The following is a 19,417-nucleotide window of genomic DNA, read 5'->3' on the forward strand; positions in this document are numbered from 1 at the left end:
GTCTTGATCCGCAGGGTTACCAGTAACCACTGCATGTGTTGTGCGGCACATTGTTCGCTCGTGCCCTGCTTTGAACGAAGGCCGTCACGACCGGTAGTCACGCGGTTGGGGTTGAGTGTCGTTCGGCCAGGACTGTGGCGAGCTGACTGATGCGTACGCGTGCTGCGTCTGGGGCGAGTATCTCGATGTGGTCGCCGAACTGCAGGAGCTGACGTACTGACTCGACATCGGGGTAGCGGACGACGACGGTGCACCAGCCGTTCTCGGCGTCGGAGACGTCGTGGATGCGGTTGCCGAGTATGCGTCGCGCCAGGTCGAGGCCATTTTCTGGCAGGCGGACGGTCACGCTCACGCGACCTTGACTTTCGGTGCGTTCCTTCACCGTCGCCCATCTGGTGCGGAGGGTTTCGCCGGACCGGAGAGCAGCTGGTGCATCGAGTTGTTCGTAGGCCGAGAGTCGTTCCAGAGCGAACAGCCGACCGTCCCCCTGGTCGTCGGCGACGAGATACCAGCGGCCTGATTTCGCCACGATCCCGTACGGGTCGACCACCCGCGTCGAGGCCATACCTTCGGCGCTGCGCCGGTACTGGATTCGCAGTCGACGTCGGTATCGAAGTGTCGCGGCCAGATCCGATACATCGATCGCTGTCTCCGAGTCGCCGAACCACGCGGTGCTGTCGACCAGCACCAAGTCCGCCAGCGCCAGCATGTCCGGCGACTCAGGTGCTGCAGCTTGCCGGGCGGCGATCTTGCGCGCGGCCGATCCCCACACCGCAGACAGGCCCAACCTTTCGAGGTGTGCGCTGTCCAAACCGGCTATCGAGAGGGCTTCCATCTCTGGGGGTTCGAGATGGGATGCGTTGAGCCGTGCACCGGGGAGCAAGACGATCCCCCCATTGCGCCCGCGTTCGGCGTAGACAGGCACACCTGCCGTCGAGAGAGCCTCGACATCCCGCAGCACGGTCCGTCGAGACACTTCCAGACGCTCGGCGAGTTCGGTGGTGGTGATGCGCTGACGGGCCTGCAGGAGCAGCAAGAGATGCAGCAGCCTCGAAGCCTTCATGTTGCCCAATCTTCGCAGAAAAGGTGACAGGTTCTGTCGCGATGAAGCGATCAGATGCACGGGTACCGAAAATCATCGAGTTGAGGAGCCCTCCATGCCTGCACCGAACCTGTTCCTGATCGGCGTCCGCGATATACAGACCACAACCGCCTTCTATTGCGACTTGTTCGAGATCGAACCGACCTTCACCAGTCCCCACTACGTTGCCTTCGAGGTTGCCCCCGGCGTTCTGTTTGCGTTGTGGACGGGTTACAGCGAGCACGCTGTTCCGAGTACCCCTCGCACGAGCGAGGTCGGACTGATGGTGCCCGGACCCTCGGAGAGGATCGACGAGATTTTCACCAATTGGGTATCGAAGGGAGTGCCCGTCGTGCGGGAGCCGCACGACGCTGTCTTCGGCCGGACGTTCGTGATCGCGGACCCCGACGGCAACCTCGTCCGGGTTTCCCCAATCGACTGAGTAGCACGCCCGGACTCTGTTCGAGTTCGAGAAAGGCCACCATAAGCAGGCCTCAGTGACGAGACGGCGTCTGACCTCGGCTAGAGCTTCTGTCTGACCGACGCGTACCGGGTCCAGTCGGCACCGGAACGCTCTGCGTGCAGCATTGCAGTTGTGGCGGATAGTCTGTGCCACAATGCTGTTCGGCTGTATATGTTCCTCGACTTCATTGGGGGGATACGCCCACAGTCCCCGCCCCTCGGTCGTACGTGAGAGCCCGGGCTGGCTGCTGTCGAAGCCCGCTACCGCATCTCAGCAGCAAGTTTCTTGCAGGGGACGACTTTGCCTGCCACCGGCGTCCGGCCAGTGGCGGTGCCGCTCAATCTGTGTCGCAAGAGCGTAAACGAGGCGACAGTCAGCCCGGCTGCTGCGAGCCCGAAGGTGCAGGCCACGACATCTGTGCGACTGAGCCCCGTAGCGATCATCGCTTCGGTGATCGCTTTGCCTCCGCTGACCAGCACCGCGCTCCATAAACACGCCCCTGCGAAAGAGAACGGAACAACGTTCCGTAGAGGAGGCGCTGCGAGACACCCGAGCGCCGACGGTGCGATTGTGCGAAGGACTGGAACGAAGCGGGTGACGACAAGTATTGCTGCACCGTAGCGATTGATCCCTGAAACAAGTTTTGGGACACGCTGCCGCACCGTGTTGACGATGCTTTCGGGAGCTCTGCGGCCTAAGAATACTGCGACACTGTGACCTATCACCGCTCCGAAAACAATTGCGGCCCAAACGAAGGCCAAGGATTGTGACGGTACCGCCGCTGTCACGATGCCGATTGTTGATGCGGTAGGGAACACGAGACCGAATGGCGTTCCGGTTTCTTGAAACCCGATAGCCGCACAGGCCACGAGGATCAGGACGAGGGTGAGGACACTGATCTCCATTTGCTACAGCTCTTTCGTCCAGCGCCAGACCCGCGCAGGTGGGACGTTCAGCATGATCCGGTGTGTGGGCGTATCGCTAAGTTCGGCCAGCATGGATGCGACTTCGTTCCGGTTGCGTCGTTTCTCGGGCGTGAGTGCAAAATCGATCACACGTTTGCCGTAGTAGCCGAACCAGGTGAAGGACCCGCCGGGCCTCAAGCTCGAAACGACCGCACTGAGCAGGTCGCGTACGTACTCGGCGGGCATCGCCATGAAGGGCAAGCCGCTGACCACGTTGCTTGATGATTCGTACCTGCTCATGGTGTCGAGCGCGTCTCCGCACACGACTTCGATCTGTGGGAAGCGACTGCGGAGACGCACGGTGAACTGCCGGTTCGACTCAACCAGGACGGTGTCTCGACTTCTACGAAGGAGCGCACTACTGACTGCGCCTGTTCCAGCGCCCAATTCGACTGTCGGTGCATTGGGACTGGGAATCAGCGTGCAGTTCGTGGCCAACGCACGCGAAAGCTGGCGACCGCTGGGAGCGACCGCTCCTGTGATGAGCGGTTCGTTCAAAGCGCGTCGTGCAAAAACGAATGGTGCGTTCGGGGCCGGTGTCGATGAGCGGCGCGGTTTAGGACTTGTTGTCATACTTCGATGCTTGTGTGGCCGGCGCGATGCGGTAATACACGAATGGGTCCGCTGACCTACTACTTTTGTATTACTTCATGCCGGATTCTCTGGGATACGGTCAAACGGTGACGATGTCGGCGTGGGTACGTGGTCGCACGGAGGCGTGGTCTACCGCGAGTCTCAGAACGAAGCGGGCGTTTGAGGACACGGTCGTCACGGTGCTCTTGTTGTTCGTCACCTGGGCGTACTGGCCGAACGGCTGGGAAGGTACCGGGACTCAGTGGATTGCCGTCGGTGCGTGTCTCGCTCAGTTGGTAAAACGCCGTATGCCAATTGTCTCCGTCCTGATCGCTGGTACCGCTGCGGCCGTGTCTTTCGCTTTGTGGCCGTTGGTCTTCTTGGCTTGGTGGTTGGTCCGAACTCAGCGGTGGGTGCTAACGGCACTGTTGGCGGCGTTACCGCTGGCCTTGGCTGCCTACGGTTGGTTGCGGAGATCGGATTCGTTTGGCGCTTTCGTCGAGCCTCGTCCTATCGGACCGCTCTTGCTTGCCGTCGCTGCAGCGATGTTGGGGGCTTGGATGGCGGAGCGTCACCGCGTGCAACAGCTGTTGACTGAGAGAATCGACTTTGCCGAGCAGTCTCGGGAAAGTCTCGAACGCGACATTCGTACCAGCGAGCGTCTGCAGCTGGCCAGCGAGCTGCACGATATTGTCGCGCACCGGTTGTCGATCGTTGCGTTGCATGCCGCGGTTCTCGCGCGAAGGACCACCAGCGATCCTGACTTGAGTGACCGGCTCAAGATGCTCGAGAACAACTCCGTGATGGGCGTGCGGGAACTCGGAGATGTGTTACTCGCACTCCGCAGCCCGAATGGAGATGAGGCTGCGGAACCGACTGAGCTGAGGGTCGATGAGCTGTTGCGCGATGCCGAATCGACCGGGTTGAGTGTGCGTGGTGTCGACGAGTTCGATGCTGCCGGGCATTCGTCGGCGCAACTACTGTCGATCAAGCGCATTCTGCGGGAAGGGTTGACCAATGCACGCAAGTACTCGTCCGATGCGGTGGTATCGGTGGACGTAGTGTCATCGGCAACGGAGACGTCGATCAAAATCGGTAATGACTTCGATGCCAGGTCTCTCGAGTCGGGAACCGGAACCGGTCTGGGCTTGATCGGGTTGCGAGAACGAATTCGATTGGTGGGAGGCAATGTTGGCAGTCATGTGGTCGGAGAGCGCTATACCTTGAGTGCCACGGTGCCTCGTTCGGGTGGCAGCGACCGGACCGAGCGGTGATCAGGGTTGGTGTCGTCGACGACGACCCGATGGTTCGACTCGGTGTCGGGGAACTTCTGTCAGTGGAGCCGGGCATAACGGTGGTTCGGGAGGGTTCCACCGGTCGTGAGGCGGTCGCTATCGCAGACGCAGTCGATGTGCTTCTGGTCGACATCCGAATGCCAGAGTCGGACGGTATCGATGCAGCGCGCGCGGTCCGGACTAAGGCCGATCGTCCACGCATCGTGGTGATGACAGTTTTCGGTTCCGACAAGAACATCTACCGGGCGTTATCTGCAGGAGCGGACGGTTTTTTGTTGAAGAGCTCCATTCCGGCTCTGCTGGTCGGCGCGATCGAGACCGTCTTCAATGGTGGGGTCGTGCTCGACCCTGGGGCGACCCGTTCGGTGATCCAGCACTTCAGGATGGACCGGGGTCCAAGCTCGATGGATCTCGAGGAACTCGGCAAGCCGCTGACGCCGCGCGAAATCGACGTCCTGGCCTGCGTCAGCAGGGGCTTGTCGAACTCTGAAATTGCGCTCGAACTTGGAATGCGAGAGAACACCGTGAAGGTCCATGTGAGTCGCATCCTGGCAGCACTTCATCAGCGCAACAGGGTGCAGCTCGCGCTATACGCGCGTGACGTCGGGTTGGGCCGCTGACATGGGCATGCGAGACCGCTTCCGCACCGAACTCTGAACAACACTCGACCCACCAACGTGCGTGTGGGAGCCCCTGCCCCGAGCCTTCGACGGAGACGACCTAGCGTTTTCACACGTCAGCTTGCGGGATGCGGAGCAGTACGACCAGTTCTGATATGCAGGGATACCAGCAGACCTCTGCATATGTTGTGCTGCAGTGTCTTTCGCTCGCGATTGCAGTTCAGCTGTCACCGCGTATCGACGCCCCGGTCTATGCATCCTCGAAAGCCAGCCGTTGAACGAATTAGGGCGCAGCGTTGGTTCGAGACGCTGTTTCGATATCCGCGAGCAAGGGATGAGGATGCCGCTCCGATGCCTGGGGGTCAATTGGTGCAGTTCAAAGAATTCGCAGTCGCGGCAGAACTGTTGGCAGGTGGCGGCGACCAGTATCGGTGAGGTATAGCGCTCGTCCAGTACGCCGGACCAGCCACTGATGCTGTAGGCAGGCGTCGGCTATCGCGGCCCCGAGCGCGCCGGCGAGGTGGAAGCGGCGCTCGCTCCAGTCCAGGCATAGCCGTATCTGAGGTCGCCGCGTCGGTGTGAGGGTAATGCCGATCAGATCGACTTCGAGGGCTGAAAAAACGTGTTCTGCGTTGGGGCCCAAGCGGACCGCGCCGGATGATCCGCCGGCCGCAGATCCGGCGAGCGGGTCCTCGAAGACGACCGCACCGTTGTCGCGGAGAGCATCGGTGAGGGCGACACCCAACCGTCCCGCCAGGTGGTCGTAACAGGTTCGCGCCTCGCGCAGTGCTGCGGCGGCGGTGCTTGCGCTCAATGAAGTGATGGATCGTGTGGGTGCGAGGGCAGCGAGTGCTTCGACCATGTTCGCGACGTCGGGCCCGGCGAGGGAATGGAAACGGAACCGGCCCTCCTGCTCCACACGGATCAGGCCACCGTCGGCGAGCTGGTTCAGGTGGCTCGTCGTCGCAGAGCGCGACAGACCTGCAGCAGCAGCCAACTCCGATGCCGGGCGCGCGCGGCCATCAGCCAACGCCAGGAGAATCTCTGCCCGTCGCGGGTCGCCGATCAACCGGGCGATCGACCCGATATCGACGTCACCTCTTCGCGCAGGCTCACACGTGTGCGCTGATGCCATGCAGACATCGTGTCACGACAACAGTTCAGGGCAGCGTGAAGCGTTCCGAGGCCAGACTGGTGCCCACAACCGACCCCTACCGGGAGGAAAGACGCTGTGGGTGCCACGCACGATCAAGCCGAGTTTGTTTTCACCGAGTGGCACGACCGAATTCGCAGACGCGACGCGACTGCGCTATCGGCGCTCTACACCGATGACGCAGTACTCGAGAGCCCGCTGGTGTGCCGGGTCCTGGACACGCCACGCGGCACTGTGGCTGGTCGCGACGAACTCGACCGATTTCTGGCAGAGATCGCCAGACGCCGCCCGAGCGAGGACGAGCTCCCGGCGTTGTACCGCACCGGGACATACCTATTCGATGGCGAGACCCTCATCTGGGAGTACCCGCGCATGACCGGCGGTGGTGTCGACCAGCTCGATTTGGTCGAGGTCATGGAACTCGACGGACCACTCATCCGACGCCACCGGATCTACTGGGGTTGGCGTGGCACCGAACACGTGATCGCCAACGCCGTCGGCAAGGCCGCACCGGACGTCGGCGCCGGGCAATACGACAAGTTTTGATATGCAGGGTTACCGGTAAACCTCTGCATATACTGTGCCACAGCGTCTTTCGCTTGCGATTGCAGTTCAGCTGTCACCGCGCAACTACGCCCCGGTTTATGCAGTACTCGAAAGCCAGCCGTCGAACGAATCAGGGCGCAGCGTTAGTTGGAGTCGAGGTTTGGGCTGGTCAGACGATGCCGGCCAGCTCTCCCATGCGCATCGTGCAACCGTTCCTGTCCTTCCACATTGCGACACCGTCGACGAGTCGGACGCTCATGAATCCACCGCCGTCACCCCACGGCCATGCGGTACCGAGGTCGGCCACAACGTCCTGGACCGAATCGGCCATCGCCGACAGCGCGAATTCTTCGTCCGAGTCGACGCGGGTACCGATCCAGCTACCACCGAACTTACCCGGATTGACGCCGGCAACCGTCACCGCGCTCAGCAGGAACACCCCGTCGATCTCCGGGTCGGAGTCGATCTCCCAATCGACGTGTTCAATACCGTTGCCGTACTGGCGCACACGCAGGTCGCGGCCCAATCGAGACAGCGCCGACGTCCAAGGCTCAGGCAAGTCCGAGTGCACCACCCGAACCCCCGGTGAGGGAGACCACTTGGCACTCATCAATCGCTTTGACAAATCGTGGTGGCGCACCGAGTCAGTCTGTCAGGCCAGTGGTCGCGGGGCTTGTGATCAGCGGAGCACCGCCGCTTGAGCGTGCTCTGCACTGGTGTGGGCGGGGTTAGTCTGAAAGCGTGAGTAGTTATCTAGCCGAGGCGGGTTTGAGTGAGTGCGCGAGCGCTGGCGACGCCTGCAACTTTGGATTTGGGCTCTTTTTCTTGAAGCTGGGTATCGGTTTGCTTCTGGTGCTCCTGTGGTTCGGTCTCGCTGCGTACGTGTCAGAGGCTGCTGGGCCACCCTTGAACGCGCAGCGTACGGCGATTTCCATTCTTGCAGTGTGGCTTTTGCCGATCATTGGTTCGGCGTTCTTCTTCTGGTACCGAGAGGATGCGCGTGAGGAAAACTGGACGCCACCTATTGGCGTAGACCCGCGGAAATAGTTGCACGTCGGGTATCCACTATCGCCTGTCTCAGGCTGTCTATCGGTAATTCTTCCGTTGATCGCAAGACCTGGACTGTCTCGCGACCATTCGATCGCAAAGTATCCGACGACTCCACCGACTGACGTCGGCCCGCTGTCACCCAGTGCTCGACAGAGCGGTGACGATATTCGGCGATGCGGCGAGTGGGGTGAATCCGTTCCCGAGTATGCGGCGGCAGCCGTCGAGCTCGACGGCGATGGTCACCGGTCGCCAATCGTCCGTCGCGGAGTCGGTGACGGCAACGGCGACGACCGAGGTGGCGGTTTCGGTGCATGGGCTTGCTGCCGGTGGATCTGCTAGTACCTCTTCGCTCAGAACAGGATCGGTGCTGTTCCAGATCCGGGCACCGGTGAAAGCAGGTATCGGTCCGGTGGTGTCGAATCGGCAGATCCCTGAGGGGAAGATCGAGAGGTCGAGCAGGGGCCGTGGTCCCGGTGTCGGCAGGGCTGGCAGCGCGGATGGGCAGTTGAAGAGCAGTTCGATAGCGGCTGGATCCAGTTGTGCATGATGCTCGACTGTGAAGATCTCGGGCAGGGATTGGATCTCGTACAGTCCGAGCGTGTTGTCGAATCCGCAGCCACTGATCGGATACGTCGGCTCCATTGCGCGGCCGTCGGCGTCGATCAGCCACATGTCTGTCAGCGGCGGCATGCTGTCGTCGGTGGTCCCGCAGAAGATTGGCCAGGCTGGTCGTGCCGAGGGCGCATTCAGGGCTTCGAGTACCGGTCCGAAGTCGCCGATGTAGTGCCGTTCGAGGTAGCTGACGGTGCCGTCGGCTGCGACCGTGTCGCCGGTGAAGGTGTCGCAGACGACCGCCGAGGTCGGGGTGAAGGTGGTCGGGACGGTGCCGGGAGCCGGCCTCGGTGGAACCGCAATCCTGTTCGCCGTAGTCGGTATGTCGGCGGATCCGCTCACGTTCTGCGGTAGCGGGCAGACGAACGAGTCCGCTGACCCGATGTGTGCTGCGGTGCGGGGTTGCGGGGTAGTTGCGACTCCGTACGCAGTGAGGGCAACCAGCACGGCCACGAACAGAGTCAGCCCTGCCTCTCGTCCGTTCACTGTCGCAGCATAGAACCACTTCGGGGCGACGGTGGGCGGGGCGCTACCGGTCGATGATGAACTGCGCTGTGCGGGGCATTGCTTGGTTTGTCCGCCGGCTGGGCTGCCGGATTGCCCCCCTGTGCGGCAACTGTCGCGTCGCGACAGACGTCTGTGCGGCAACTGTCGCGTCGCGACAGACGTCGTCGCGCGTCCAGTCGTCAGAGCCATCGGTCGAGAACTTCGGTTCCGGTGTTACAGAGTTCGGTGCGGCGCGAGCGTGCTCCGGACCTCGATGTCACCGGGGTGGGTGCGGCCGAGCCATTCCGCGAGGGACCTGTCGATGTACAAGCAGTCGATAGTCAGAGTGTCGCTGCCGTAGTCCTCGCGCTGGGAACCTGAAGCGACAATCGGGTCGTCCGTCGAATGAAGGTCGCTGTGTTCTGTGGCAGCAACCTCTTCGGCGAGTGTCCACCCCGTGCCGTTCGGGTTTGTGACGCGCACTGTCGTTTCGCTCGGGAAATTGGGTCTGTCAATTCGGTCGACCGAATCGACATCGACACATCCGTTACCCCAGCGTCCGGTAAACGTGACCCACACCCCATCCCATTCGCGATCGAAGACGCTGTAGCGCAGGGGAATTGTTCGTGACACATTCCGCGGATCCGGAAACGGCGTGTTCGGTGCGAGATGGGCGGCACCGGAGGCGTCGATGATGACGACGCCTGTGCCGACGACGTCGCATCCTTCGTGCACGACGTACGTCAGCAGATCCATGAACGGAGTCTGCCCGCTCCCGAGGAGCTGCGTCAACGACTCGGAAGGCTTCTGACGCACCTCGAAAGCCCGCTACCTGGTTCCCACAGCCGCCTGCAACGTTGCGTCCTTCTCAATCTTGTACCTATCTATTGGTACGAATTGTGCTAATTTCTTGGTACAAACTATCGAAGGAGAATCCTCGTGGACAGAAGCAACTCCGAACTCGCACTTGCTCTCACGCTCAGTCCAATCGGAGCGGTCGTCATCGCTGCCATGGTCTGGCTGGCAACAATATTGGTGACGAAAAAGTCCGTCAGCGTTCCCAGCGTCAGTCGCGGCTTCCACCAGCTCGCCGGTGCAATCGGAGGGCTGCTGGTCCTCTCGGGGTGGGCGCTCGGCGTTCTTGCGCCTCGGTGGTCGGAGCCTTTCGACGCAGTGTGGTGGAGGTTCGCAGCTCCCCTCGCGGGAGCGGCCACTGCGGCGGCGGCTCTGGCACTGTGGGCGGTTCGACACCCTGTGCTCGTCGAGGAACCGGTGGTACCCGTCGTTCGCCGAACGTGGACGTCGTTCGTGAACGTTCGACAGCTTCGCACCCTCCTTGTCTCGGCCGCACTATTGCTGGCATTGTCGGTCGTGTGCGGCCTCGCATCCGAACCGGGTGTCGCCGGATCGGCGAACATCACCTTCATCGGGCCGAGCGGTGGGTACGGCACGGTCTACGGCTGGACAGCCGGCCTTCCCGTTGTCCTCATGATCATCGCTCTGGTCGGATCGAATTGGTGCGCATTGCATCTCGACGCTGCACGACCGTTCGCCCGAATCGACACGGTGGACAGCGAGAGTCGTACGCGAACGGCAGCCGCATCGCTGTTGCTGACCGTGACCATCGGTGCTGTGCTTCTGAGCTTGGGTGCTGTAGTCGAAAGCCTCGGCTACTCGGCGGGACACGTCGGCTTCCAGGTGCCGGGCTCCGACCCGTACATGTGGAGCACGGGCTTTTCCTCGATTGCGCCGCCGATGAGATACCTCGGTTGGGTCCTGCAGGTGGCCGGTGTCGTGTACGTCCTGCAGGCGATGGCACGTCCGTACCGACGCCGATCGAGCAGCGCTGCCTCGGATGCCCCTGTTGTGGCGCAACGATGAGCGATCGCCTCGCGGGTGTAGGGCAGTCGACGTCGATCTACGATCATTACCGGGGTCTGATCGTCTCGGGGCGTCTGGGACGCGGCGAGAGATTGCCTACCGTCCGTCAGACAGCCCGCGATCTGGGGGTGTCCCCCGGAACAACGGCACGGGCCTACAAGCAACTCGAGCAGGACGGCTTGGTCGTGACACGTACCGGTGCCGGTACCAGGGTGTCCGACACCGCGTCCCCGCTGCCCGCAGAGATCGTCGAGCTCGTTCGATCACTTGCTCGGACTACGGCGCGCATTGGAGTCGACCAGCACGACGTGATGACCTCGCTTCGAGCGGAACTGGATTCGTCGGTGACAGCAATCGTCGACGACGAGTGAGACTCGACGCGCAAGCGCGGTCAGCGCGACCAATAATTGGATCACGGTCCAGTTCTTCGCCCACCCAAATAGGGACCTGGAGGATGATCTTTCTCGGTGTAGTTATCTCAGAGTCCGCCAAGATGCGTGCGTTTGCTGCCTCTTCTAGCCCGGCTTGGGTCTCGGTGTGGCTGCCATAGGGACTGGTAGTTGAAGGATCACGACTCAATCTGGTCTCCTCAACGAGGTCTTGTCGCCAAACATGGCCACGGTCAATATATTTCGTAGCTCGGACGGCGATCGCGTCCCTCGCCGGCCACCATCGTGGGCGGTTGGCCGAATTGGACCAGCCGAACCGAACTAACAAATTTTTTCCAAAGCGTAGATAAAGTTCAACCCATACCGCTCGGTTTAATACCGAGCGCCCCGCTTTCAGGGTGGCCCATCGATCCGTTCACGAAAACGCATGAATCGGCACGTCGACGAGAGGCAGACCAGAGTGAGTAAAACGCCACAAGTATTGCGTAAGCGGTCATTTCGCCTCGGCAAGCGACTCGCTACGGGACTCGCCGTCGTGGGGGTCACAGTCGCTCTGGGAGGCGGTTCTGCCGGTGCGGAAACCCTGACGGGATGGACGGGACCGACGCCTTTCGTTGGAGGGAATCTTTACTTGCACGATTCGACCATCACCAACGATCCTCGAATCATTGCCTCGAGCAACATCCGCACCGTGAACGGCGTGTCCGTGACCAAGACGTACATGGGGGTCATGGCCCGACTGTTCAAGAGCGGAATCCTCTGCGAAGCAACCCCGTACATCTACAACTACGGGCCGACACCCGAGCTGACAGTTGCCTCGTATCAGGAGTGCGGCGGTGGGTCGTACAACAGCCACGGGTTCGTACGGGCTTGGAACGGAACAGCCTTCAACACCTACGTTACCTTTCCCAGCAACCCACTGTTCACCATCAACGGCCCGACTGCACGAGGAGCCGTGGACGAACCTGAGATTGCCGAGAAGACCCTCGACGATGGGCGGACCATCGGTTCAGGCGCGCAAGCGGAGTCCGAGGCCGACCTGCCGGATCTGATGGCTGCCTAAGGCACCGATGGCCAACTGTGCTACGTGCAGACGAGCGATCTCGACGAGGCACCGCAGGCACCGCTGGACGATGTCGCCGCTCTGCCGACTGCGAGCACAACAGACGGTGTCGAGGTCTACACCGAAGCAAAACGGGAAGTGCCCCTGTACGCAGAAGACGGCACGACCACGATCGGCGTCTTCGCCATTGGATGACCCGCGCCACAACTATCGATCCCTCGAACTCCGAAAGAAGAGCCGTGAGAACAACATTCAAGCGCATTGCCGCGTCGGGATTTGCAGCTGCTGCTCTGTCTATGACGTCAATGTCCGGTACCGCTACAGCAGAACCGGCACCGTGGTGAACACCGAGGTCGGTGCGGGTGACTGCATAAACAGTGTGGCCATGGTCGCATCCGGTGATTACCTCAGTCTCCCTGCGGCACCGCTCTATGCGAAGTCGGGCACGTCGTTCTGCACCCGTGCGAACAACTCTGCCACAGACGGAGTGTGGACTCCCTACGCGTGCATCAACATCAGGGGCTGAGCTCGCTTCAGCCCACAGTCTGAAAACACAGACCCGGCCGGGGGCACTCCTCCGGCCGGGTCTTTTCCGCTGTGTTCGGTCGCTGCAAAGATGAAGATTAAGATGGGCGGCCAACGCTACTGTGAACGCCTCTTCTTGAGCCGATCCAGCCATACTGCGAGCGCCCCGAAAGCGATCGCTGCCACGACGTAAGGCACGCCATGAACAGGGTTGCCGGCCCGGAAGAGCATGGCAAAGACCGTCACGATCGACACAATGCACATCAGGGACGCGATGATGGATCCCACCGACAGTAGAAGTGGTGCAACCCCGCCAGATCGTTGCGCCACGTCAGCTCACCTCGCTCGATTGCATTGACTGCCAACGTATCACCGATTTGTGCGACTCATAGTTTCTTGTCCAGGTGAGGCCTCGGTGGGAAGCCATCAGCTCGAGAACATCGCGTTCACGAGGCGTGAGTCGTTCGAGGGGATTCGATCGGGTCGTGCGAGACAACAGCTGCCGCACTACTTCCGGGTCGAAGGCAGTCCCGCCGCCGGCCACCCTGTTCAATGCGTCCAAGAATTCTTCGACCTGCGCGACGCGGTCCTTGAGCAGGTAGCCGACCTTGCCGCCGGATCCGCTGATCAGCTCTGCTGCGTAACGGTTTTCGACGTACTGGGAGAGTACGAGTACCGCCACCTCCGGCCATCTATCGCGAATGGTCAAGGCCGCTCGCAGTCCCTCGTCGCTGTGACCCGGAGGCATGCGGACGTCTGTGACGACGATGTCGGGACGATTCAGTTCCACGGCAACCAGGAGCGCGTCGGCGTCGCCCACGGACGCGATCACGTCGTGGCCTTCGTCGACGAGCAGACGTACCAGACCCTCACGCAGCAGCGTCGAGTCCTCGGCAACGATCACCCGCACGGGACGCTCGCCCTCACGACGGTCGGACCGCCGACCGGGCTGTCCACAGTCAGGGTGCCATCCAGGGCAGCGACGCGGCGGGCCAGTCCGGACAATCCAGTGCCGGACGGATCGGCGCCACCGGGCCCGTCGTCGGTGATGGTTGCCAGTACACGATCGAACTTCTGGTGAGTGACGTTGACCTCCAACAGTTTCGGGGAGGCGTGCTTGGCTGCGTTGGTTACCGCCTCCGAGATGACGAAGTAGACAACCGTCTCCTCAGCGGGGCGCAACCTCTCTGTCAATTCGTACGAGAGTCGGACTGGAACACTGGCCCGCTCGGCCAGCGTCTCGAGAGCTGCGCGCAGGCCATCCTTGTCGAGCGCGATGGGATACACCCGGTTGGCAACCTCGCGCAGCTCGTCGATCGCTCCCTGCGATGCGACCTGTGCTTGGGTGAGGAGTTCGTGCACCTTCTCTGGATCGTCAGCGCGGCGAGCCCGGCCGACGAGCATCCCCAGCGCAACCAGGTGTTGCTGAACTCCGTCGTGGAGGTCGCGCTCGATGCGGCGGCGTTCGTCGTCGATGGCATCGACAACGTGATCGCGGCTGCTCGTCAATTCGGCAACCCGCTGGTGCAGCAACCGATCCGACTGTCGGCCGAGCACCTGGACGCAGAACCAACGGTCCAGCGAACCCACCGCGGCCACCCCGACGATCGCGACGAAGATCAAGAGGATCCCGGGCAGAGCCGCCATCGCGATGAGTCCACCGTCGACCCGGTCGGAGTTCTCGATCAAGCCCCAGCCGCCGCCGAGGATCCATGCCGAGACCATCGAGCCGGCCACGACGAGACAGAGCATCAGTAGAAGGACCACGCCGAGTCCGAGTAGTCCGATAGACCAGCGCATCCCGAGATACCAGCGGCAACGTCGAGGGGTCGCCGCATCCGTATGGAGCATGCCGTGGAAGCGGGTGATACGACGAATCTCCAACTCGGACAAAGCCAGTGCGCTCCCATCGACTGCCCTCCGAAGTGGCGTTGCCCACCGGCCGGGGATGCGCGCCAGAGTGAGGGCGAGCACTGCCGCCGGCGAGAACAGCAGTGCCGCGATCGCCGTGAGGCTACCGAGCAGAACGCCGGCCAGCGCACCGAGCCACCGCCGAAGAAGTGAGCTGAAGGCAATGCGATCCGCCAGGTCGGATCGTCGCACGACATGGTCCACCAGCACTCGAGCAGCCTAACCGAGCACCCGCCCCCGCGTATTGCGGTAAACCACAGGGTTCCGTCCAGAAAGTCCCATGACTGTCGACGGCTTCCTCGATGGCCGCCATTTGGGAAGTTCCTAACGTTTTCAGCGACCTTCCTGACGAGCGACATCAAAGAACTGGGGAATTATCATGTCCGACTTGGTATTTACTGCAGCGGCTGAAACCGAGACACTCGACGGCCTGGCCGGATGGGCGGTCGGCGTCATGGATGCGCTCGGCGGCCCCGGTGCCGCTGTCGTCGTCGGTGCCGACAATCTGTTCCCTCCGATCCCGAGCGAACTCGTTCTGCCCCTTGCCGGTTCCTCGGCCAGTCAAGGAGTGTTCTCCTTCGGCGCGGCGCTCTTCTGGACAACGCTCGGCTCGGTACTGGGCGCGACTATCGTCTACGCGGTCGGTGCGCTCATCGGACGCGAGCGCACGCGAGCACTGGTGGCGCGAATCCCGCTGATCAAAGCCACCGACTTCGACCGCTCGGAGGCGTGGTTCGCCAAGCACAGGTCGACGGCAGTGCTGTTGGGCCGCATGGTCCCGCTGTTTCGCAGCTTCATCTCCCTGCCCGCCGGAATCGAGCGGATGGGAATGATGAAGTTCCTCGTACTCACCACAATCGGAAGTCTGATCTGGAACACCATATTCGTCACCGCGGGATATCAGCTGGGCGAGAACTGGCACCTGGTCGACGCGTATGCCGACATTCTGCAGAAGATCGTCGTCGCGACGGTCGCCATTTCCTTCGTCGTCTTCGTGGCCTCGCGGTTGCGATCTCGCCGTCAGACGGGGAAGACCGATCCAGACGGACACTGAGCATGATAAGGACGTCGGACGGTGAACCGAAACAACCTCGCGCCCTGCGCCGATCGTCATTTTCGCATCGGTCGACACGAATCGGCGAGTGCTCGATTTATTGCGGTTTTCCGCAATGAGGGTGTACGAGCTTCCGCGTACCGAAGGCTCGGCCGCTGCGCTTGGCTAGAGAACATGGACAACAGCATCGATCGGACCACCAGTGAGCAGCCTGCGGTGCGTGTGCGTGCCGCGCGTCGCCGATACGACCTGGGCGACGAGACCGTCTACGCCCTGAATGATCTCAGCGTGGATTTTCATCGCAGAACTTTCACTGCGGTGATGGGTCCATCAGGATCGGGCAAATCGACTCTGTTGCAGTGCGCTGCGGGGCTCGACAGATTGGACGGCGGGGAGACCTTCATAGGCGACGTGGAGGTGGGATCCCTCAGCGAGCAGGCACGGACCCTCCTGCGCCGATCCAAGGTGGGTTTCGTTTTTCAGTCCTACAACCTCATCGACTCGCTGACAGCGATCCAGAATCTCGAGCTGCCTCTACGGCTTGCCGGACGCAAGCCTGAGCGTTCCAGAATCACCGCAGGACTGACAAGGGTCGGGCTGGGGGATCGAATGCATCATCGGCCGTCTCAGCTGTCCGGCGGCCAGCAGCAACGGGTCGCCGTCGCTCGAGCCCTGGTGTCCGAGCCCGAAGTGGTGTTCGCGGACGAGCCCACGGGCGCATTGGACTCTGCCGGCTCGCGGTCAGTCCTGGCGCTACTGCGAAGCGTCGTAGATCACGAGGGCCAGACCGTGGTGATGGTGACCCACGACCCGACCGCGGCTTCGTTCGCCGATCGAGTCCTGTTTCTCCGTGACGGGAAAGTGGTCGACGATCTACAGCACCGCCGGGGCCTCCCGGGCGACAACCGGACCGCCGCCCAGATCGCAGCTCGGATGGCCGAGGTCAGAGCATGATCACCTGGGCAATGGCGTCTTTCCGACGCCGGATCACGGCCGCGCTGGGGGTACTGCTGGCGGTGTTCGTCGGCGTTCTGATCACCACCGCCACTGCACAAGTCATGGCAGCAGCAGGACCGCAGCCACCCGAGCGGCTACAAGGGACGTCGTTGGTGGTCGCCGGCGAGCGAGCAACGAACGTGCTGGGACAGGCCGGTGACCGCAGCGCGTGGGGCGGAGACCGGCTCGCCCAACTGACGCAGCAGATCCGCTCAATCCCGGGTATCACGCATGTTGTGGCGGACCGTAGCTTCCTTGCGCAGATCGTTACCCCGTCCGGAGCGCTGCCGAGTGCAGATCCACAAGTCGCCGGGCATGGGTGGTCGAGCACGTCGCTGGCTCCCTACCGACTGATTTCCGGAGAGCAACCGCAGCAGGCGTCAGAGATCGCGCTCGGGCCGGAGTTCGGTGCCTCCGTTGGCGAACGGGTCACTCTTCGGACCGCACAGGGCGATATCGAGGTGAAAGTCGCCGGTACCGCCGACGGTCCTGGCGTCTATTTCGACGACGCTACCGCCGCGCAGTTGGCCCCCGCCGCCAGTCTTCTCGGTATCGAGGTCACCGATCAGTCGGCAGAAGCCTCGGTGCAGTCGGTCGCGGCGCAGTTCGGTGGCGAGGTGGTGACCGATCGCAGTGCCCTACAGGATGACTCGATCGCCAAAAGCCGCTACTTGAGCAGTCAGTTTCTGACGGCGCTGGCCCTCGCGTCATTGGTTGTGAGTCTCTTCGTCGTCGCGGTCACCTCGAAGTTCGCCGTCGACGAGCGCACCCAGGAATTCGGCCTCCTTCGCGCAACCGGAGCGCTGCCGAAGCAGTTGCGCCGCGTAGTGCTGCTGGAAGCCGTGCTGCTGGGAACGGTGGGATCGGTCACGGGAGCTGCGGCCGGGGTGCTGGCGACTGTGCCGTTGGCCGCAATGTTGCGATCGTGGGGAATTCTGCCTGCCGAGCTCAGCGTGACGGTCGACTGGCCCACTGTCTTGGCAACGACCCTGGGAGGTATCGCCATCGCCGTGATCGGAGCCGCCATCTCGGCGGTGAGCGCTTCGCGGGTGAGCCCACTGGCCGCAATGCGTCCCGAGTCGACTCGTCCACGCAAGGGCCACGGGCGCTTACGAACAATCAGCGGAACCGCATTGGCCGCACTCGTCGTGATCGAGGTGATAGCTGGCCGCACGGTGCCGGGTCTGGACTCGGTGTTGATGGCGATCGTCATCGCTCTCACTGCTGCTATCGCTGCCGCATGTCTCGCACCGGTACTGGTGCCTAGACTCGCACGCATCTTGCTGTGGCTGCCCTGGAGGATCCGGCCGTCCGCCCCCCTCATGGTCGGCAGCGCCGAGGTCACTACAAACCCGCGCCGCTCTGCCTCGATCGCTGCGCCGGCGATCATCGCGGCGGCTCTCGCCATCCTGACCAGTGGATTTATTCCTACGATGCGAATCGCCTACCCTGCGGAAACCGCAAATCAGATCCAGGGCCAGTCGGTGGTGGTTTCCGATGGCGATTACCTGACGGCTGACCAAGTATCCCAAGCGTTCGAGAAGTACGACGTCATCGAGGTCGAGATATCCAGTCGAGCTCGACTTGTCGTTCCGGGGTCCACCGTGGCGCTTCCCGTCACGGCACTTCCGAGCGCGGCCGAGCCCTCTGCCTTCGAGGTGCCCCGATACATGGCCGAGGAGAACGGCTGGCAGACAGGCGACTCAGTTGCGCTGGTGATGTCGGATGGGACAGACCTCAACCCGACCATCACGTCGATCGTGGACGAACCGAGGGGCGAGCATCCTGGCGTGGCCCTGTCCGAAGGCATCATTCGTCTCCATGACCCCTCGGCCGTGGCGGACGAGGTGTTCGTGCGCTCGTCATCTATTCAGGCCTCCGTCGAGCCCCCCGCAGGCACCCGCGTCACGGATGCGATCACCTGGTCTTCGACGCGCTACGACAAGGACCTGACTCTGCTCAATCGCTACGTCATGACCTTCATCGCAGTCGCTGTCAGCTACGCCGTACTGGCAGCCGCCATCACAATCGCGATGTCCATGCTGCATCGGCAGACCCAAGTGCGCACACTGGCGCGCTCCGGTGCCACCAAACGGCAAATTAGCGGAGTGGTCGTCATAGAGGCTGTAGTCGCCGGCGCGTGCGGCGTGCTGCTCGGTGCGCTCTGTACCGTCGTGCCACTACACGAGATGGCAGCCGGTCTGTCGAACACCACAGGCAGCCCAGTAGGTGTTCACCTCGACTGGGCACAGGCCGTTCTGGTGCCGCTGGGAATCGCATGCATGATGGGCGTGACGGCAGCTGTGGTCAGCTTCCGGCGTGGGTCAGCCAGTGTCCAGTGAACCCCGCCTAATTCGGGGGCTTCTATCAACTTCGCGATGGTCGAGCACACAGAAAGCGAGATTGGCGCGCGCAGTCGTAGCCGTTGAACCCTCCGCTCGGCTGCGAAAATGACGGCGTGGATCGAGGTACTGACTGCTCTGACAGATGCACCAAACCGACCTGTTCGCTGCACGATCGAAGAGCTGCGGGTCGAGGAGACGGTGCCGAGACCGCCGACCACATCTGAAACCTGTACCGGCCCTGCGGTCGTCGGGTTCGGATGCGGACTGTACGGACCAGGTTGCAACGGTGCAGCAACGGCGTCGGCCCACCGGCAGTACGCGGATCTAGCTTCGGGAGTGCTGAACACCTCACCTCAGGTGGGTATGGCGATAGGGGGGCGTCGCCGTCTTAGGGGGTTGCCTGTTGCTG

Annotated in this window: 23 protein-coding genes; 13 read left to right on the plus strand and 10 right to left on the minus strand. The window is 62.3% G+C overall.

Annotation, left to right across the window (positions count from 1 at the left end; translation table 11 throughout):
• Nucleotides 1-97 precede the first annotated feature (97 nt).
• Entirely contained in the window at nt 98-1,063 is a 966-nt protein-coding gene (locus QM797_RS17205; RefSeq protein WP_283276870.1) for a helix-turn-helix transcriptional regulator, read from the minus strand.
• A gap of 94 nt (nt 1,064-1,157) precedes the next feature.
• Between QM797_RS17205 and QM797_RS17210 the strand changes: the two genes are divergently transcribed.
• On the plus strand, nt 1,158-1,523 hold the full coding sequence (locus QM797_RS17210) for a VOC family protein (RefSeq protein ID WP_283276872.1): 366 nt from the start codon (nt 1,158-1,160) through the stop codon (nt 1,521-1,523).
• A 281-nt stretch (nt 1,524-1,804) separates the two neighbouring features.
• Here the strand turns inward: QM797_RS17210 and QM797_RS17215 are convergent, their stop codons facing one another.
• On the minus strand, nt 1,805-2,449 hold the full coding sequence (locus QM797_RS17215; protein WP_283276874.1) for a DedA family protein: 645 nt from the start codon (nt 2,447-2,449) through the stop codon (nt 1,805-1,807).
• A 3-nt stretch (nt 2,450-2,452) separates the two neighbouring features.
• Nucleotides 2,453-3,082, minus strand: a complete 630-nt coding sequence (locus QM797_RS17220; protein WP_283276875.1) for a class I SAM-dependent methyltransferase — start codon at nt 3,080-3,082, stop codon at nt 2,453-2,455.
• Between the two features lie 77 nt (nt 3,083-3,159).
• On the opposite strand from QM797_RS17220, the gene QM797_RS17225 reads away from it, so the two are divergent.
• The gene (locus tag QM797_RS17225; RefSeq protein ID WP_283276876.1) at nt 3,160-4,356 is read left to right on the plus strand and encodes a sensor histidine kinase; all 1,197 of its coding nucleotides are present in this window, start codon (nt 3,160-3,162) and stop codon (nt 4,354-4,356) included.
• Nucleotides 4,353-4,997, plus strand: a complete 645-nt coding sequence (locus QM797_RS17230) for a response regulator (protein WP_283276877.1) — start codon at nt 4,353-4,355, stop codon at nt 4,995-4,997. The genes QM797_RS17225 and QM797_RS17230 overlap by 4 nt, the downstream gene beginning before the upstream one ends.
• Nucleotides 4,998-5,373: 376 nt before the next feature.
• On the opposite strand, the gene QM797_RS17235 is transcribed toward QM797_RS17230, so the two are convergent.
• Entirely contained in the window at nt 5,374-6,132 is a 759-nt protein-coding gene (locus tag QM797_RS17235; protein ID WP_283276878.1) for an ArsR/SmtB family transcription factor, read from the minus strand.
• 96 nt (nt 6,133-6,228) lie between these two features.
• Between QM797_RS17235 and QM797_RS17240 the strand changes: the two genes are divergently transcribed.
• Nucleotides 6,229-6,696 carry a nuclear transport factor 2 family protein gene (locus tag QM797_RS17240; protein ID WP_283276879.1) on the plus strand — a complete coding sequence of 156 codons (468 nt, stop codon included), beginning with the start codon at nt 6,229-6,231 and terminating at the stop codon, nt 6,694-6,696.
• Nucleotides 6,697-6,865: 169 nt separating this feature from the next.
• Here the strand turns inward: QM797_RS17240 and QM797_RS17245 are convergent, their stop codons facing one another.
• Nucleotides 6,866-7,255, minus strand: a complete 390-nt coding sequence (locus QM797_RS17245) for a hypothetical protein (protein WP_283276881.1) — start codon at nt 7,253-7,255, stop codon at nt 6,866-6,868.
• 182 nt (nt 7,256-7,437) lie between these two features.
• Here QM797_RS17245 and QM797_RS17250 point away from each other — a divergent pair, with 182 nt between their 5' ends.
• Nucleotides 7,438-7,743 carry a hypothetical protein gene (locus QM797_RS17250; RefSeq protein ID WP_283276882.1) on the plus strand — a complete coding sequence of 102 codons (306 nt, stop codon included), beginning with the start codon at nt 7,438-7,440 and terminating at the stop codon, nt 7,741-7,743.
• A 138-nt stretch (nt 7,744-7,881) separates the two neighbouring features.
• Here the strand turns inward: QM797_RS17250 and QM797_RS17255 are convergent, their stop codons facing one another.
• The gene (locus QM797_RS17255) at nt 7,882-8,844 is read right to left on the minus strand and encodes a hypothetical protein (protein ID WP_283276883.1); all 963 of its coding nucleotides are present in this window, start codon (nt 8,842-8,844) and stop codon (nt 7,882-7,884) included.
• Nucleotides 8,845-9,078: 234 nt separating this feature from the next.
• A complete protein-coding gene (locus QM797_RS17260; protein ID WP_283276885.1) occupies nt 9,079-9,600 on the minus strand; it encodes a hypothetical protein in 522 nt (173 codons plus the stop codon).
• 183 nt (nt 9,601-9,783) lie between these two features.
• Here QM797_RS17260 and QM797_RS17265 point away from each other — a divergent pair, with 183 nt between their 5' ends.
• The 5 genes from QM797_RS17265 (at nt 9,784) to QM797_RS17285 (ending at nt 12,703) form a co-directional block, all read left to right on the plus strand.
• Nucleotides 9,784-10,725, plus strand: coding sequence for a hypothetical protein (locus QM797_RS17265; protein WP_283276887.1), 942 nt, complete (start codon nt 9,784-9,786; stop codon nt 10,723-10,725).
• Nucleotides 10,722-11,096 (plus strand): GntR family transcriptional regulator, encoded by a 375-nt coding sequence (locus tag QM797_RS17270; protein WP_283276889.1) that lies wholly within the window; start codon nt 10,722-10,724, stop codon nt 11,094-11,096. Before QM797_RS17265 ends, QM797_RS17270 begins: the two co-directional genes overlap by 4 nt.
• A 649-nt stretch (nt 11,097-11,745) precedes the next feature.
• Entirely contained in the window at nt 11,746-12,177 is a 432-nt protein-coding gene (locus QM797_RS17275) for a hypothetical protein (RefSeq protein WP_283276892.1), read from the plus strand.
• A gap of 24 nt (nt 12,178-12,201) precedes the next feature.
• Entirely contained in the window at nt 12,202-12,372 is a 171-nt protein-coding gene (locus QM797_RS17280; RefSeq protein WP_283276893.1) for a hypothetical protein, read from the plus strand.
• Between the two features lie 190 nt (nt 12,373-12,562).
• Entirely contained in the window at nt 12,563-12,703 is a 141-nt protein-coding gene (locus tag QM797_RS17285) for a hypothetical protein (RefSeq protein WP_283276894.1), read from the plus strand.
• A 116-nt stretch (nt 12,704-12,819) separates the two neighbouring features.
• Here QM797_RS17285 and QM797_RS17290 read toward each other — a convergent pair whose 3' ends face one another.
• The 3 genes from QM797_RS17290 to QM797_RS17300 are packed head-to-tail and all read right to left on the minus strand — an operon-like array spanning nt 12,820 to nt 14,805.
• Complete coding sequence (locus tag QM797_RS17290; protein ID WP_283276895.1) at nt 12,820-13,032, minus strand: hypothetical protein; 213 nt, start codon at nt 13,030-13,032, stop codon at nt 12,820-12,822.
• A gap of 1 nt (nt 13,033) precedes the next feature.
• Nucleotides 13,034-13,612 (minus strand): response regulator, encoded by a 579-nt coding sequence (locus tag QM797_RS17295; protein WP_283276897.1) that lies wholly within the window; start codon nt 13,610-13,612, stop codon nt 13,034-13,036.
• Nucleotides 13,603-14,805, minus strand: a complete 1,203-nt coding sequence (locus QM797_RS17300; protein ID WP_283276898.1) for a sensor histidine kinase — start codon at nt 14,803-14,805, stop codon at nt 13,603-13,605. Before QM797_RS17300 ends, QM797_RS17295 begins: the two co-directional genes overlap by 10 nt.
• 187 nt (nt 14,806-14,992) lie before the next feature.
• Between QM797_RS17300 and QM797_RS17305 the strand changes: the two genes are divergently transcribed.
• The 3 genes from QM797_RS17305 to QM797_RS17315 all read left to right on the plus strand — a co-directional run bounded on the left by QM797_RS17305 (nt 14,993) and on the right by QM797_RS17315 (nt 19,005).
• On the plus strand, nt 14,993-15,667 hold the full coding sequence (locus QM797_RS17305; protein WP_283276899.1) for a DedA family protein: 675 nt from the start codon (nt 14,993-14,995) through the stop codon (nt 15,665-15,667).
• Between the two features lie 174 nt (nt 15,668-15,841).
• The gene (locus QM797_RS17310; protein WP_502942355.1) at nt 15,842-16,621 is read left to right on the plus strand and encodes an ABC transporter ATP-binding protein; all 780 of its coding nucleotides are present in this window, start codon (nt 15,842-15,844) and stop codon (nt 16,619-16,621) included.
• A complete protein-coding gene (locus QM797_RS17315; RefSeq protein WP_283276900.1) occupies nt 16,618-19,005 on the plus strand; it encodes an ABC transporter permease in 2,388 nt (795 codons plus the stop codon). Before QM797_RS17310 ends, QM797_RS17315 begins: the two co-directional genes overlap by 4 nt.
• Nucleotides 19,006-19,417: the final 412 nt, after the last annotated feature.

This window comes from Rhodococcus sp. IEGM 1381 (assembly GCF_030056795.1).
Classification (GTDB): Bacteria; Actinomycetota; Actinomycetes; order Mycobacteriales; family Mycobacteriaceae; genus Rhodococcoides.

Excerpts from the sequence above, each read along its gene's own strand:
- QM797_RS17205 (WP_283276870.1), bottom strand. The coding sequence starts at position 1,063 with ATGAAGGCTTCGAGGCTGCTGCATCTCTTGCTGCTCCTGCAGGCCCGT.
- QM797_RS17210 (WP_283276872.1), top strand. The coding sequence starts at position 1,158 with ATGCCTGCACCGAACCTGTTCCTGATCGGCGTCCGCGATATACAGACC.
- QM797_RS17215 (WP_283276874.1), bottom strand. The coding sequence starts at position 2,449 with ATGGAGATCAGTGTCCTCACCCTCGTCCTGATCCTCGTGGCCTGTGCG.
- QM797_RS17220 (WP_283276875.1), bottom strand. The coding sequence starts at position 3,082 with ATGACAACAAGTCCTAAACCGCGCCGCTCATCGACACCGGCCCCGAAC.
- QM797_RS17225 (WP_283276876.1), top strand. The coding sequence starts at position 3,160 with ATGCCGGATTCTCTGGGATACGGTCAAACGGTGACGATGTCGGCGTGG.
- QM797_RS17235 (WP_283276878.1), bottom strand. The coding sequence starts at position 6,132 with ATGGCATCAGCGCACACGTGTGAGCCTGCGCGAAGAGGTGACGTCGAT.
- QM797_RS17260 (WP_283276885.1), bottom strand. The coding sequence starts at position 9,600 with ATGGATCTGCTGACGTACGTCGTGCACGAAGGATGCGACGTCGTCGGC.
- QM797_RS17270 (WP_283276889.1), top strand. The coding sequence starts at position 10,722 with ATGAGCGATCGCCTCGCGGGTGTAGGGCAGTCGACGTCGATCTACGAT.
- QM797_RS17285 (WP_283276894.1), top strand. The coding sequence starts at position 12,563 with ATGGTCGCATCCGGTGATTACCTCAGTCTCCCTGCGGCACCGCTCTAT.
- QM797_RS17305 (WP_283276899.1), top strand. The coding sequence starts at position 14,993 with ATGTCCGACTTGGTATTTACTGCAGCGGCTGAAACCGAGACACTCGAC.
- QM797_RS17310 (WP_502942355.1), top strand. The coding sequence starts at position 15,842 with ATGGACAACAGCATCGATCGGACCACCAGTGAGCAGCCTGCGGTGCGT.
- QM797_RS17315 (WP_283276900.1), top strand. The coding sequence starts at position 16,618 with ATGATCACCTGGGCAATGGCGTCTTTCCGACGCCGGATCACGGCCGCG.